This is a genomic window from Telluribacter roseus, assembly GCF_017355915.2.
Classification (GTDB): domain Bacteria; phylum Bacteroidota; class Bacteroidia; order Cytophagales; family Spirosomataceae; genus Telluribacter.
Genome location: NZ_JAFEUV020000015.1, coordinates 42,093 through 56,680 on the forward strand (window position 1 = coordinate 42,093; position 14,588 = coordinate 56,680).

A 14,588-nucleotide genomic window follows, 5' to 3' on the forward strand; every position below is an offset into this window, starting at 1 on the left:
CTTACCTTTTGACTAATGAATCGTTCCATTCGTAAAGTAGCTGTACTTGGCTCCGGCATCATGGGTTCACGCATAGCGTGCCATTTTGCCAATATCGGTGTACAGGTACTGCTACTCGACATAGTACCCCGAGAACTCACGGAAACAGAAACGGCCAAAGGGCTGACGCTTGAGAATCCTGCCGTACGAAATCGTATCGTAAACGAATCTTTCCAGAATACACTCAAAGCCTCACCGGCTGCACTGTATAGTACTAAGTTTGCCGAACGGGTCAAGCTGGGCAACTTTGACGATAACCTCAAAGACATAAAAGACTACGACTGGATCATAGAAGTAGTAGTAGAGCGCCTGGATATCAAGAAGAGCCTTTTTGAGAAAGTAGACCAGCTCCGCAAGCCGGGTACCCTCATCACCTCCAATACCTCGGGTATTCCTATCCACCTGATGTCCGAAGGACGCAGCGAGGATTTCCAGCGGCACTTCTGCGGTACTCACTTCTTCAACCCGCCCCGCTACCTGCGCCTGCTGGAGATCATACCAGGTCCGCAGACGGACCCGGCTATCATTGACTTCCTGATGCACTACGGCGACCTGTTCCTGGGCAAGACTACCGTACTTTGTAAAGATACCCCCGGCTTTATTGCCAACCGGTTGGGTATCTACGCCATGGTACAAACCATCCGGACCGCCGAAGAGATAGGCCTGACCGTAGAGGAGGTAGACAAGCTGACCGGCCCGGTAGTAGGTCGCCCCAAATCAGGTACCTTCCGTCTGTCGGATCTGGTAGGGCTCGATACCACTGTACACGTAGCTAATAACCTCTACCAGGCCGGTGAAGGTACCGACGAGTCACGGGAGGCATTTATGCTGCCTCCTATTATGCAGCGACTCTTTGAAGCCAAGCGCCTGGGCGATAAGTCCGGACAGGGCTTCTACAAAAAGACTAAGGACGAGAAGGGCAAGACGGTCATCATGGCCCTGGCCTTTGATACCATGGACTATCGCCCCAGCGAGAAGGTGAAGTTTACTACCCTGGAAAGTACTAAGGCCATCGATAACCTGGCGAAGCGCTTTGGGGTTCTGCTGGAGGGTAAAGATAAAGCGGGCGAATTCTACCGCCGGACCTTTGCTGATGCCTTCCGCTACGCTACCTACCGTATACCCGAGATCTCCGACGAAACATTCCGCATCGATCAGGCTATCACGGCGGGTTTTGGCTGGCAGATGGGCCTGTTCGAGACCTGGGATGCTATCGGCATCCGCAAGATGGTGGGTATCATGGAGGAACTAGGCAAGCAGCCGGCGCCCTGGGTGTACGAGATGCTCGAGGCCGGAAATGAATCATTTTATAAGACTGAAAAAGGCAAGCGGCTGTACTACGACATTCCTTCCAGAAGCTATAAGCAAGTACCGGGGCAGGAAAGCTTTATCCTGCTAAGCAACTACTCGGACAACGTGGTCTGGAAAAATGCCGGTGCTACCGTGTATGACATTGGGGATGGTATACTCAACCTCGAGTTCCACTCCAAAATGAATACTATGGGTACAGAGGTCGTAGAGGGAATTCAGAAGGGCATCAGCCTGGCCGAAAAGAACTTCCGCGGTCTGGTGATTGGAAATGAATCTACGGAGGCTTACTCGGCAGGGGCTAACCTGGCCATGCTGTTTATGTTCGCGATTGAGCAGGATTATGATGAGATCAACCTGATGATCGCCCAGTTCCAGCAGACCATGATGCGCGCCCGCTACTCGTCCATTCCGGTAGTAACGGCTCCGCACACGCTGGCGCTTGGTGGTGGCTGCGAGCTCAATCTGCACGCCGATAAGGTAGTAGCCCACGCCGAAACCTATATGGGACTTGTAGAACTGGGAGTAGGAATCATACCCGCCGGAGGGGGTACTAAAGAAATGGCCGTTCGCTGCTCTGACCTCTACCGTACCGGTGATCCTGAGCTGAATGTACTGCAGAATGCGTTCATGAACATAGCCCAGGCTAAGGTATCAACCTCAGCCCAGGAAGCGTACGAGATGAACTACCTGCAGGATAAGGACCAGATTGTCCTCAACCGCAACCGTCTGATCGCGGAAGCCAAGCAGGCAGCCATGGAACTGGCCGATAACGGCTATACTCAGCCTACTCAGCGTACCGATATAAAGGTGCAGGGCAAGACGGGTATCGCCTTATTCAAGGCAGGTATATCTCAGATGCGCATGGCCAACTACATCAGTGACCATGATGTCAAAATTGCAAATAAACTGGCCTATGTAATATGTGGAGGAGAATTAAGCTACCCGCAGAACGTTACGGAACAATATTTGCTGGACCTCGAACGGGAGGCATTTTTGTCCCTCTGCGGTGAAAAGAAAACGCTGGAACGGATGCAGGGGCTACTAACCGGAGGCAAACCCCCACGTAACTAGCTATTACCCACTTACTACCCGAAAAAATCCCGCCCAAAAACTACATTTTGGCGGGATTTTTGCTTGATAAAGGCAAGGCTTACTACCCCCGTACCAAAATTTTTCTGTACTCCTGCTGTAAAATTTTACCGACTGCTTGGACAAGACTGACTTCTCATATCAGTATAACAACCTCTGGAAAAGGGAGCTTGAGGTTAGAGCGCGTTCGAGCCACCGAATGCTTACTATGGCCTATATTATAGGCTATCCCATCACGTCGATTTTATTTTATATACATAAGAGCGCCCATACCCAGGAGGTACTAAGTATTCAGCTCATGGCCAGTGCCACCGTAGCGGTATTGCTGCTACTGAACTTCAGGAATAAGATCAACAACATAAACCTGGCGTTGTACACGGTTCTGACGGTAACGCTCTTTCATGCTTATACGCTTTGGAAAATTCCCCACCAGACGTACGAGCGGGAGACATTTAATATTATTCTTGTCCTGCTTTTCACGCTGCTTGTCGTCCGTTGGAACTTCCGGTATGCCTTGATCTCCGCGTTGGTGCCACTGTTGCTGCTTCCGGCAGCTATCTACCTGCATAACCCCGCCTCATTTACCCGGTTTTTAGGAGAAGGAGGCCTTTTTATGATAGGAGCGTACCTGCTATTTCCGTATGTATGCCGGATGCGCTACGAGAAAGACAAGCGGGAATTCTACCTACGTTACACGCTTCAGAAACAAAATGAAGCCCTCGAGAAGCAAAAAACCATAGCTGAGCAGGCCACCCGCGCTAAGTCGGAGTTTCTTTCCATGATGAGTCATGAGATCCGTACACCTCTTAATGGCATTGTGGGGGTAGTGCATCTGATGATGCAGGATGGCAAGAAAAACAATCTTCAGAGCGACCTGATCCAGACGCTGAAGTTTTCGTCGGATCACCTGATGGCGGTGGTAAACGATATACTTGATTTTAATAAGATCAACTCTAACCACGTACAGCTCGACCCGATACCGTTTGACGTACGGGCGCTGCTGACTAGCCTGGAGAAGACGTTTATACCTAAGGCCGCCGAGAAAAGTCTGGAGCTGATATTCAAGATAGATGCTACGATTCCTTCGCAGATAGTAGGCGACAAGGTACGGCTCAACCAGATCCTGACCAACCTGATTCATAATGCCATCAAGTTTACGGAGAAGGGCTCCGTAAAAATGGTAACCAAGGTCATAGGGAAGGACGAGAAAAAAGTGCGGCTGCACTTCATGGTGATAGATACCGGCATAGGTATACCATACGACCAGCAGCCTACTATCTTCGAAAGCTTTACGCAGGCCACGCTGGCTACTCACCGCCAGTACGGTGGTACAGGGCTTGGACTGGCTATTACCAAAGAGTTGCTGCACCTGTTTGGTAGTGAAATACAGCTCTTCAGCGAGGTCGGTAAAGGATCAAGCTTTACCTTCTCGATTGACTTTCCGTTCCTGGAAGAGGTACCTCAGCAGGAGCCTGTCGTCCTGCCGGAAACTACCGATACCTACTCGTTTGCCCGGGTACTGGTAGTAGACGACAACCCGATCAACTTGCTGGTAGCTACCAACTTCCTCAAGCGCCGCAATATTCAGTTTGATACGGCGGTAAATGGTCTGGAAGCGGTTGATAAATTCAAAGCCAACTCGTATCACCTCATACTCATGGACCTGCGCATGCCCGAAATGGATGGGTACGAGGCCACCCGGATCATTCGTGAGGTTAACCGTACCATACCGGTTGTCGCGCTTACGGCATCGGCCTTCTCCGTCGAAAAAGAACGTGCTATGTCCAGCGGATTCACGGCCTATCTTACCAAGCCGTTCCTTCCTAAGGACTTTTACGATACCATTCTGCCCCGCCTTTCCAGAGAGCCGCTGGACTCCGCAAGCCCAATTGAAGTAGAATAAATACGGCTTTACTTCACCCTCCCGCTCAGGCGGGTCTGCCGCCGGCACTCGGCTATGTATCAAAATATTTACTATATTTGATATATAGATTTTTTATACTTCATCGCATTTCAATGATTTCGAAGAAAGCCAAATATGCACTCAAAGCCCTGAAAGTACTTGCTGAGCAGTATGGTAAAGGTCCGGTACTGATATCATTTATTGCTGAGAAAGAAAAAATACCCAAGAAGTTCCTGGAGGCCATCCTGCTGGACCTGCGCAACAATGGTATTCTGCAGAGCCAGAAAGGAAAAGGCGGAGGCTACCTGCTTCGTATACCTCCCGAAGAAGTAAAGTTTTCGAAAGTACTTCGCATTATTGACGGTCCCATTGCCCCTACCCTTTGTGTGTCGCTCTACTTTTATGGGAAGTGCGAGGACTGCGTAGATGAAGTAAGCTGCAGCCTACGGCTGGTTATGGAGAAATGGCGCGACGCCAACCTGGCCGTTCTGGATCAGACCACGCTCAAGGACCTTCTTACGGCTCAGCATCCGGGACTTATTTAGGTTGGTACTTGTCCTTACGGATAAACAGCAGGTTCTTATCGTAGGTACCTACGTAGTGATAGTTCTGCTTGATATACTGCGCCAGCTCCGGAAAGCTTTCGTACCCCTCAGTAGCCCTATTGCCCAGCCACAGGCTGTTATCCACGGCATCTACAAATACCGCCGGCCGGTTGGTTTTCATATTACTGATATAGCGCGCCCGGTATGTATCACGCAGAGGGTGCACAAAGATGCTTCGCTCTGAATGGTTCTCGGCGGTACCCTGTGGTAGCTGAGCTTCTACATAGTACAATAGGTGCCACCCCCACACCACCAGGTAATCGCCAGGCTCGGTGTGTTTTTTTATTTCGCTTACCAGCGCACTTTCCGGTAGCGCAGTAGCTCCTATGGAATTGAAGGCATTTACCTGCCGGTACCTGATAGCCGATAAGCCATCCATGCCGGCAAACCATAGTACCCATACCCCGGGCAGGACCAGTGACCAGGCCACGCGCTGCTTGCGCAACTCGTGCAGCCCGCACACCGCCGCCAGTGCCAGCGGGTGTATACACAACGTAAGGTAGTGTACAAAAGGGTTACCCGACTTGGTAGCTGCATAGAGAGCCGCCAGAAGGTACCCTACCATGAGCCACGGCAGGAAGGCCTGTCGGGGCTCCGCAGGACTGGATGCCGGCTTACGCCACCGCACTACTCCCACCCCCACCGGAATTAGCAGAAGTATAAAGTAGACCAGGAAGTCAGGGCTTAGTGATAGCAGCCTGAACAGGTAGGTAGGAATGGACGTAAAGCTGCTGTTACCGGCGTAGATGGCATTGCCCAGCAGGTAAAAGTCGATCATGTCGTCAAATACCTCATGGTAGAGTGTCCAGGCTACTACCAGTAGCGGAAACGAAAGCCCGCCCAGCAGGATAGCAGCCAGAGGCCGGTACTGCCTGTCGGATCGGAAGTAATGGTAAGCGACCCAGATACCTGCCAGTGCCAGCACCGCGGCCTGAGGCACGGCCTGAAGCTTGGCGAAAGGTACCATACCTGCCACAAAGCCCAGCAGGTAAGCCCAGCGGGCAGAGAGTGACCGGCTGGTGGATAGCCGGGCCAGCATATACAGACAAAAACCTAACAGGAATGCTGGTAGCTGCTCACTGGAATAGTGCACGTAGTCGGGCTCCTGCGTAAAGGCCAGGAAAAGCAGCGGAAACAACAAGGCTACCCGCGCCGTACTACTGCCAAACCAGCGGCGTACCGCCCCAAAAAAGAAAAGCAAGGCGCCGACCGCGCAGAGTAGTCCCATGACACGAGCCGACGTATAGTCTACCTGAAAGCCCAGCAGCCGTGGCACCACCAACAGGTAGTTGTCCAGCGGCCCGATGGTAGTACCATCCACCGACTGCCAATAGATAGGGCTGTAGTACAGCGTAATCCCGTGGCTGATCATCTGGCTTTCGTCGGGATTAAGCTCCCGGTTCATGACCACCGCCGGGAGCCTCATCATAACCAGCAGCACGATACTGAGGCACAGGTACGCCAGGTTGGATATACGTTGGCTGACTCCCGCCCAGATTACAACACCTGCCAACAAGTAGCCAACAGCCCAGTAGATAAGAGGAGAGTAATCAAAGGTAAGCATGCATCAGGCTACAGTTTCGACTTTTTCGATGAAGTCGCGGTAATGAACAGCGGGAATAAAGTGCTGCTGGGTACGATACTGCAGTACCATAAATACCAGAAACAGTGAAATCAGAAACGACTGCAGCATGACGATCAGCAGGGTAGTACCCAGGGTCGAAGCCCAGCCCGGCGTAGCGTTTCCGATGATTTTAAGAAATATGATGATAAATATAAAGGCTATCACCAGCCCCGACATCCATAACGTAAAGATCAGGATGCGTACGGCCGTGGTGTCTATAAGTACCGAAATAGCACTCAGCCCGTGCAGTACCAGCGATACAAAGTTCATCTTGCTCTCGCCGGCCAGGCGCTTCGCCCGCTCAATGGGCACGTCGTCGTAGGGAATACGCGAGCGGATAATTCCTCCCGGATAGTTATTCCATATTTCCGACACCCTGACTAGGTTCTGAAGCCGTCGCCGTGGTACCAGGCTGAAGTTGCCAAACGTAATGACCTTGCCCGTCAGTAATTTAAAGATGGACTTGTAGATGATGTAAAACGTGCGGAACAGGGTATTTTCCTGCCGTTTGGTCCGTCGGGCAAAAATGATCTTGTCCGGCTGCTCGACCGATTTCTGCACCAGCATATTGATATCACGCGGAGCATCTTCTCCATCGGCATCCATAACAATGACCTTATCGCAATCCCCTTCACGGGCCAAGTACGACAGTCCGATGGCAATGGCCCGCTGGTGTCCCAGATTCCGGTACAACCTCAGTACCTGGATACCCGTACCCTTAAAGGGTACAAAAGGCTCCGTACGGTCACGGGATGAGCAGTCATCTACCACCAATAAAGACGTTTTGGCCAGGGTACTGGCCTCCACGTCTTCATTGAGTTTTTCTATCAGTAAATTCAGGGCTTCCCAGTCGTTAAACTGGGGAATAACAATAACGTACTTTTCAGGCATCTTGACTCTTGTCAATTAAACAACCTGACCTGCCAGACGGGCAGCGATACCATCGTGAATCTGGGTGAGAGTTTCTTCCAGACCGTACTCCCAGTTCCAGCCCGGATAGTGCGACTTGAACTTGCTCAAGTCACTCACGTACCAGATGTGGTCACCGATGCGGTTGGTATCTGAGTAGGAGTAGCTCATCTTCTTGCCTGAGATCTGCTCACAAAGAGCAATGGCTTCCAGCATAGAGCAGTTGGCAAAGCGACCACCTCCGGCGTTGTATACTTCGCCCGGACGTGGGTTCTGGTAGAAGTGCCAGAACATGTTCACCAGGTCATGGCTGTGGATGTTGTCACGTACCTGCTTGCCTTTATAACCAAAGATCGTGTAGTGGTTGCCGGTGATGGCGCACTTCATCAGGTAAGCCAGGAAGCCGTGCAGCTGAGCGCCCGAGTGGTTAGGGCCGGTCAGACAGCCTCCGCGGAAGATACCGGTCTTCATGCCGAAGTAGCGTCCGTACTCCTGCACCATGATATCAGCCGCTACCTTGGAAGCTCCGAATATAGAGTGCTTGGTATGGTCAATGCTGTGCTGCTCGTCTATACCATTCTCGAAGTAAGGGTGGTTCTGATCGATCTCCCAGCGGGTTTCCAGCTCTACCAGGGGCAGGTAGTTAGGGTTATCGCCATACACTTTGTTGGTCGAAGTGAAAATGAACACAGCGTCAGGGCAGTTCAGGCGGGTCATCTCCAGCATGTTCAGCGTACCGGTGGCATTAACGCCAAAGTCAGTGAAAGGCTCGCGGGCCGCCCAGTCGTGGCTAGGTTGAGCAGCCGTGTGTACGATCATTTTGATGTCCTGACCGTACTCCTTGAAAATAGGCTCCAGCTGACTTACTTCCCGGATGTCGGCCGAGTAGTGCTTGTAATTAGGGAAAGCTTCGGTGATACGGTTGCGGTTCCATTCCGTGTTGCCATCGGCTCCGAAGAAGTACTGACGCAGATTGTTATCAACTCCTATTACTACATCAAATTTGTCGGCCAGAAACGCCACCGACTCACTTCCTATCAAGCCGGCTGAACCGGTAACCAATGCGATGTTCATAGTTTAATGTACTTAATGTTTTAGATTAGAATGGATATAATTATTACAAGAAATGCTGTTTTGCTGTAAATACGATGAAAAATTACTAAAATTTATTCAATGGCCAACCGGCACTCGTATACCCACCCCGTTCAACTAGTATATTCAGATATTGTTTTGGAAAGTTAGTATTCTGACAAAAAAAGGCAGCACTTATCAAGAAGCACTGCCTTACAGTATCAGAACTATATATACTTATCTAGCCTGTGTTCCGGTTGCTCCTGTGGTATCCTGCTGTGCAGCAGTAGCACTCTCTACAGTACTACCGGGAGTACCATCAGTATTACCGAACAACTTCTCACGGATAGCGTTTGCACGTCTATCCATCTCAGGATTATCTTCATACTTATTAGCAAGCTGACGGGCAGCCGAATCAGGGTGAGGTCCATAAACATATTCACTTCCCTCCCGTACGTCATCCTGCTCTACACGATTATACTTCTGATATTCGCAGGATGATAGTAACGCTATACCTGCCACCAATGCGGCTATCTTTCTGAGTTTCATTGTATACTTGTCTATATAGATTTTGTGCAAAAGTAACGGCCTTTTCCAAAACCACCAAATAGCATTTGCTCGTTTTTATTAAATTTTTAACTGCTCCAGTTCTTTCCGTACAAAATCCATCAGGTCTGTAATGTGCTCTCTGGAGAAGTCAAAAGGTATGCGGGCTGCGGCATAGATCTCCCCAATGGGCGCGGTATAGCCAAGTTTGAGAGCATCAATGTAGCCCTGTAATCCAGCCTTTGGATCTTCGCGGTAGTTCTTCCAGACACCGATGGCACCCAACTGGGCTATACCATACTCAATGTAGTAGAAAGGTACCTCGTAGATGTGTAACTGCCGTTGCCACAGGTAGTGGCAGTACTTTTCCAAACCTGACCAATCCGTTACATTATCGCTGAATTGCTTATAGATCTGTACCCAAGCTTCGGTACGCTGCTGGGGCGTGTGCTCCGGATGCTCATACATCCAGTGCTGAAACTTATCAATGGTAGCCACCCAGGGTAATGTCTCGATGATAGACTCCAGGTGCTGGATCTTGGCCCGGCGCAGGTCTTCTTCATTGTCGAAGAACTCGTCCCAGTAGTCCATCGTCAGCAGCTCCATGGACATAGAGGCCAGTTCGGCTACTTCCGAAGGCGGATGCTTGAATGAGTTGAGTGTCAGGTCGCGCGTCAGGAGCGAGTGTACAGCATGGCCTCCTTCGTGCAGCAGCGTAATCATGTCGCGCAGGTTAGAGGTAGCATTCATGAATATGAACGGAACCCCTATCTCATCCAGCGGGTAGTTGTAGCCGCCCGGTGCCTTGCCCTTGCGCGACTCCAGATCCAGGTGCCCCATGGATTTCATGATGCGCAGGCAGTTGCCCAGGAAGGGGTCCAGCTTGGTAAAGCAGCGGATGGTTTTGTCCAGTAGTTCCTGCCCGCTCTGGAAGGGCTTCAGCGGCGGGCGTCCGTGTATGTCTACTTTGGTATCCCACGGCCGCAGCGGATCTACCTGCAGCGCCTCTTTACGCTCTTCAGCCATGTCGTTGAGCAGAGGTACTACCGCTTCGGTAACCGACTCATGAAAATCAAAGCAGTCCTGAGGAGTGTAATCAAAACGACCCAGGGCCGCAAACATATAGTCGCGGAAGTTGTCGAACCCGGCATTACGAGCGATCTTGTGCCGTAGTTCCACCAGCTTATTCAGCAGGCCGTCCAGCTCATCGTGCGCCTTGTACCGACGCTCGCTGATAGCCAGCCAGGCTTCTTCGCGTACAGCCCGGTCCGTAGACTGCAGGCGGTCGGCGGCCTTCTGTAACGTCATTTCCTCATCGTCCAGGGTCACGGTCATGGCACCGGCGATGGCTCCGTACTTACGTTCTTCGGTCTGGATCTGGGTCTGCAGCGGGATATTCTCCTCGCGGAATATCTCGATGGATTTCTTCATCCCCCGTACGGCTACCTCAAATCCCTGATCTTTCAGCTCGGCCAGGTAAGGACTTTCGATAGCTTTCTTGTCCAGCTCGTTGCTGTAAGCGGCCAGGTGTGGTTGTATATCCGTAATGAAGAATTGCAGGGCCTGCACCAGCTCTTCGTTGGCAGTATCGCAGGTCTGCCGGATGTACCGCCAGGCAAAGTTCTCAGAAAGGTACGACTCCAGTTCACTGCGGTCGCGGAACCACTGCCTTAGGTCGTCGATGCTATTGATGTCACGATTTTTGAGATTTTCGTAAAATGGCTGGAGATCATCCCAACTTTTCAGATCAAATTCTTCTCCGATAAAAGCCCGCTGGGGCCGCTGAGGTATCTCTACCGTGTCTTGATGGGCCATACGTAACATATTACTACAAATAATGAGATTCTATATTATAACGCTGTTAAGGAGTCAAAGTTAGGAGAAGCCGTAAAATTAGCAAGCCCCTCACCCAAAAGTAGTCCCTCCGGGGAATAAACCTACTAGCAGCTCCTTCTCATGCAAAAAAATCCGGCACGAGTGTACCGGATTTTTAACCAATCAACCTAACCTAATCTCATTTATGAATCATTTCTTTTTGTCCAGCTCGGCGGTAGTCTTCGAAGCCGGTGCAGGCTGGGAAGTAGTAGCAGTGCGTGGCTTATATATAGCTCCCGTGGCAAAATCTACGGGAATACTGATCAATGGGAATAACAGGATATCAGCAACCAGTGCCCCCACTCTCACCTCCCGGCGCGACTCGCCCGGAGCAGGGCGGCGTTTTTGACTTTCGGTAACTTTTCCACCGAATACGGTGGCACAACTCGTCATGGTACCGGCCAGCATTATCGCAGCCAGTGCTGATACAGATAATTTTTTAAGTGATTTCATGGCTAAAAATATGAGTAATATAAGTGACGGGATTACTTGGTGGCACCAATGGTGAAGGGTACACCATCTACATCTTCGCCCTTGAAGGTGAGCTTCTTGCCTTTGATCTGCGCAAACTCCTCGCCCTCGTACGACAGGCTGTAATTGCCATCTCCCTTATCGGCTACCTCTACATCGTCCAGGCTACCTACCAGAAACTCACTATTACTGCTCTTCATACGGATGTCCAGCGATATTTCCACCTGCGTACTGGTCTGGCGATTCAGGGTTACGGAGCCCTTCAGGTCTGTCTGGTTGGCCGGCAGTGTTTTGCCGTTGTAGGTAAGTTCAGAGTAGCCATACTGACCAGCTATAGCGGTGGCGGCATCGGGAGCAATGATGTCCTTATCCTTCTTACAGGATGAAAGAACGCCGGTCATCAGGATGATCAATAGGGGAATGATGCGGAAATAGTTAATGTTTTTCATGGCTAATGGATTTAAAGCTTTTAAAGAAAGTAAGAGTTTGATTGCCGGTGGATTGCCCTTCCGACGATACAAAGTTGCAGACTGGGCATTCGTAAAGAAACAGCCGGGTACATCAACTGGAAAAATGGGTACATGAACTGTTGATTTAAGTATCTGAAACAACCTGCAATATCACTATTCAACAGCTATTCCTTTTTCAGAGCACTATTTATAACTCGAAGAGGGTCAATAGCGTAGCTTCTCACTTTACCTACGTTTTCTTCCGTTTCATCAGGCTTATCGTTGGGTACCATCAGGGAGGCTATCACCTTTATAGCGTGAATTACTTCACACCGTAATCTATTAGCCATCATCAATCCATTACACGTATGAAAAGAGTATTTAAGATCACCGGTATCGTGCTGGGCAGCCTGCTGCTGGTACTGGGATTATGCTTAGTCTATGTGGCGACTACAGGAGTACCTACCTACGAGCAGCCCAACAACATTCCGCAGATTAAAGTAGAGATCACCCCGAAGCGGGTAGCCCGTGGGGAAGTTATCGCCCAGATCCAGTGCATGGAGTGCCACGCTGATAAAAACAACCGCCTCACCGGAAAACATATGAATGAGGTACCTGCCGTCTTTGGTACACTGTATTCCAAAAACATTACTCAGGACAAGGAGAAGGGCATCGGTAACTGGACCGACGGCGAGCTGGTGTACTTTCTCCGTACTGGCATACGCCGTGACGGTACCTATGCGGCTGTCATGCCTCAATTTCCTAACATGGCCGATGAGGATCTGTTGTCGGTGGTGGCGTGGCTGCGTTCAGACCGCTTCCCGGTGCAGGCAGCCAGTGAGGAGCCTCCGGCTTCGGAGCTAAGCTTGGTATCAAAAATACTGGCCCATACCCTGCTGAAACCACTACCCTACCCGCAGACTTTCGTTGCCATGCCCGACAGCGCTGATCCCATTGCCCTGGGTAAGTACACCGCCGACGCTGTCGGCGATTGCTACGCCTGCCACTCTGCTAGTGTACTGGATCTGGATAAGGTACATCCCGAACGGAGTAAGGGATACTATGGAGGGGGGTATGAGATGGTGGGTGAAAATGGAGAGCCCATAGTAACGGCTAACCTTACCTTCGACGAAGAAACGGGTATTGCCGGCAAGTACACTAAAGAACAATTTATCAAGGCAGTAAAAATGGGCGTGCGGCCCGATGGCTCCATCATTAGGCAACCCATGACTCCTAAGCTGGGACTGACAGACCAGGAAGTGGGCGCTATTTATGAGTACCTGAAAACAGTACCCAAGGTCAAAAACAAAATTGTTCAGAACAGTACGGAAGCGCAGCTAGCGGAAAATAAATAAAACATACCCGTTTTGGGTGACGAGGTACCTGCTCATACCAGCGGGATCGTCACCCGAAACTCCTGACCGTCGTCCTCAACGGTCGGAACGGGCTGACCGAGTATCTGGTACTTGCTCAGGATGTTGGATAAGCCCACACCATTGGAAAGTACCGGGCTGGACTTACGCTGCAGGTTATTGCTTACTACCAGGCGTTGCTCGTCAGCAATCAGCGAGATGGTAAGCGGCTGATCGGGCAGCACGATGTTGTGCTTTACGGCATTTTCGATCAGTAGTTGCAGCGTCAGCGGCGGGATCTGCCGGTTTTCGGCGCTCGGTGGAATAAGCGTAACGAGCGTAAGCGACTTACCGTGGCGGGTTTTCAGTAAGTGGTAGTACGACTGAATAAACTCCAGTTCGTTGGTCAGTGGTACCAGGGGCGCTTCGTTGCTCCGCAGCAGATACCGGTACACCGAACTGAGCTCTTCGGCAAATGCTCCCGCCTGACGGGGATCTTCGTCAATCAGCGAGATAAGTGAATTAAGGCTATTGAACAGAAAGTGGGGGTTGACCTGCTGGCGCAGCATGTCCAGCTGGACCTGTAACTGGGCTTTGGTGAGCTGGTCGGCCTTCCGGCGTGAGTGCCGCCAGTATTCAAAGTTATGGATACCTTCATAAATGGCCGTAATGATGGCCACGGCGATAACGCTAATCAGCAACACCAGTCCCAGCCGGAAAGGGTCAGGTTCAAAGCCGGGCAAGTTGACCCATTGATAAAGCAGAAACAGCAGGCTGTAATGCAGACATGAGCTAACCGAGGCCATAATAAATCCTGGAACAGCCCGCTTGGTATAGTGCTGAAGCGTAACGTACCTGCTCCGGACTTCCAGATTAATGAAGCTGATAGTATACCAGTTGCTTAACGAAACTACCACCGCAAGGCCTGTTGCCATCCCGAACGTCGCCCAGCTTTGCCAATAGTTATCACCTATGATCAGCCAGTTATATATAATGATATAAACAGGCAGCGCAGTAAGTTGTAAGAGCCAGTCGTAGCGGGTAAAAGAGGGTAGTTTCATGTGTGGATACCATTCTTAGGATCAGCGGACCAAAATTACACAATTGCAAAATCAAGTCAACATTCTGATGACCAATAAGCTAAGAACAGATGTTCTGTATCAGCAAAGACTATATGTAACTTCTTCTAACTACCTCCGCCGAAGTTTAATTTTGTCCGATTCCTCCTATGGCTATACGCCATGCACCGGGTACTTAGCCTCCTCATTGATATATCTGCTGATCATTTACTGCTTTGGGCCTTATTTGTTACCTGCCGCACAGACGACTAAGCCCCGGATGATG

12 protein-coding genes are annotated in these 14,588 nt (G+C 50.6%); 4 read left to right on the forward strand and 8 right to left on the reverse strand.

Features of this window, described 5'->3' with window-relative positions:
• Window positions 1-15: 15 nt before the first annotated feature.
• From JTN23_RS21575 to JTN23_RS21585, 3 genes are all read left to right on the forward strand, one after another.
• Window positions 16-2,421, forward strand: coding sequence for a 3-hydroxyacyl-CoA dehydrogenase/enoyl-CoA hydratase family protein (locus JTN23_RS21575; RefSeq protein WP_247237143.1), 2,406 nt, complete (start codon window positions 16-18; stop codon window positions 2,419-2,421).
• Between the two features lie 226 nt (window positions 2,422-2,647).
• Complete coding sequence (locus tag JTN23_RS21580) at window positions 2,648-4,342, forward strand: ATP-binding protein (protein WP_247237144.1); 1,695 nt, start codon at window positions 2,648-2,650, stop codon at window positions 4,340-4,342.
• A gap of 113 nt (window positions 4,343-4,455) precedes the next feature.
• Window positions 4,456-4,887: an RrF2 family transcriptional regulator gene (locus tag JTN23_RS21585; protein ID WP_247237145.1), complete on the forward strand. Its 432-nt coding sequence runs from the start codon at window positions 4,456-4,458 to the stop codon at window positions 4,885-4,887.
• Here the strand turns inward: JTN23_RS21585 and JTN23_RS21590 are convergent.
• From JTN23_RS21590 to JTN23_RS21620, 7 genes are all read right to left on the reverse strand, one after another.
• Window positions 4,880-6,511 (reverse strand): hypothetical protein, encoded by a 1,632-nt coding sequence (locus JTN23_RS21590; RefSeq protein ID WP_247237146.1) that lies wholly within the window; start codon window positions 6,509-6,511, stop codon window positions 4,880-4,882. The genes JTN23_RS21585 and JTN23_RS21590 overlap by 8 nt on opposite strands.
• A gap of 3 nt (window positions 6,512-6,514) precedes the next feature.
• A complete protein-coding gene (locus JTN23_RS21595; protein WP_247237147.1) occupies window positions 6,515-7,462 on the reverse strand; it encodes a glycosyltransferase in 948 nt (315 codons plus the stop codon).
• A gap of 15 nt (window positions 7,463-7,477) precedes the next feature.
• Entirely contained in the window at window positions 7,478-8,554 is a 1,077-nt protein-coding gene (locus JTN23_RS21600) for an NAD-dependent epimerase/dehydratase family protein (protein ID WP_247237148.1), read from the reverse strand.
• Between the two features lie 234 nt (window positions 8,555-8,788).
• Window positions 8,789-9,100, reverse strand: coding sequence for a hypothetical protein (locus JTN23_RS21605; RefSeq protein WP_247237149.1), 312 nt, complete (start codon window positions 9,098-9,100; stop codon window positions 8,789-8,791).
• A 78-nt stretch (window positions 9,101-9,178) separates the two neighbouring features.
• Window positions 9,179-10,912 carry a M3 family oligoendopeptidase gene (locus tag JTN23_RS21610; protein WP_247237150.1) on the reverse strand — a complete coding sequence of 578 codons (1,734 nt, stop codon included), beginning with the start codon at window positions 10,910-10,912 and terminating at the stop codon, window positions 9,179-9,181.
• Window positions 10,913-11,122: 210 nt separating this feature from the next.
• Complete coding sequence (locus JTN23_RS21615; protein WP_247237151.1) at window positions 11,123-11,425, reverse strand: hypothetical protein; 303 nt, start codon at window positions 11,423-11,425, stop codon at window positions 11,123-11,125.
• Between the two features lie 32 nt (window positions 11,426-11,457).
• Window positions 11,458-11,892, reverse strand: a complete 435-nt coding sequence (locus JTN23_RS21620) for a hypothetical protein (RefSeq protein WP_247237152.1) — start codon at window positions 11,890-11,892, stop codon at window positions 11,458-11,460.
• Between the two features lie 368 nt (window positions 11,893-12,260).
• Between JTN23_RS21620 and JTN23_RS21625 the strand changes: the two genes are divergently transcribed.
• On the forward strand, window positions 12,261-13,247 hold the full coding sequence (locus JTN23_RS21625) for a c-type cytochrome (protein ID WP_247237153.1): 987 nt from the start codon (window positions 12,261-12,263) through the stop codon (window positions 13,245-13,247).
• 32 nt (window positions 13,248-13,279) lie between these two features.
• Here the strand turns inward: JTN23_RS21625 and JTN23_RS21630 are convergent, their stop codons facing one another.
• On the reverse strand, window positions 13,280-14,305 hold the full coding sequence (locus JTN23_RS21630; RefSeq protein ID WP_247237154.1) for a sensor histidine kinase: 1,026 nt from the start codon (window positions 14,303-14,305) through the stop codon (window positions 13,280-13,282).
• Window positions 14,306-14,588: the final 283 nt, after the last annotated feature.

Bases quoted from the DNA above. Each gene is read 5' to 3' on its own strand.
- JTN23_RS21605 (WP_247237149.1), bottom strand. From the start codon at position 9,100: ATGAAACTCAGAAAGATAGCCGCATTGGTGGCAGGTATAGCGTTACTA.
- JTN23_RS21610 (WP_247237150.1), bottom strand. From the start codon at position 10,912: ATGGCCCATCAAGACACGGTAGAGATACCTCAGCGGCCCCAGCGGGCT.
- JTN23_RS21575 (WP_247237143.1), top strand. From the start codon at position 16: ATGAATCGTTCCATTCGTAAAGTAGCTGTACTTGGCTCCGGCATCATG.
- JTN23_RS21620 (WP_247237152.1), bottom strand. From the start codon at position 11,892: ATGAAAAACATTAACTATTTCCGCATCATTCCCCTATTGATCATCCTG.
- JTN23_RS21625 (WP_247237153.1), top strand. From the start codon at position 12,261: ATGAAAAGAGTATTTAAGATCACCGGTATCGTGCTGGGCAGCCTGCTG.
- JTN23_RS21630 (WP_247237154.1), bottom strand. From the start codon at position 14,305: ATGAAACTACCCTCTTTTACCCGCTACGACTGGCTCTTACAACTTACT.
- JTN23_RS21580 (WP_247237144.1), top strand. From the start codon at position 2,648: ATGGCCTATATTATAGGCTATCCCATCACGTCGATTTTATTTTATATA.
- JTN23_RS21595 (WP_247237147.1), bottom strand. From the start codon at position 7,462: ATGCCTGAAAAGTACGTTATTGTTATTCCCCAGTTTAACGACTGGGAA.
- JTN23_RS21600 (WP_247237148.1), bottom strand. From the start codon at position 8,554: ATGAACATCGCATTGGTTACCGGTTCAGCCGGCTTGATAGGAAGTGAG.
- JTN23_RS21585 (WP_247237145.1), top strand. From the start codon at position 4,456: ATGATTTCGAAGAAAGCCAAATATGCACTCAAAGCCCTGAAAGTACTT.
- JTN23_RS21590 (WP_247237146.1), bottom strand. From the start codon at position 6,511: ATGCTTACCTTTGATTACTCTCCTCTTATCTACTGGGCTGTTGGCTAC.
- JTN23_RS21615 (WP_247237151.1), bottom strand. From the start codon at position 11,425: ATGAAATCACTTAAAAAATTATCTGTATCAGCACTGGCTGCGATAATG.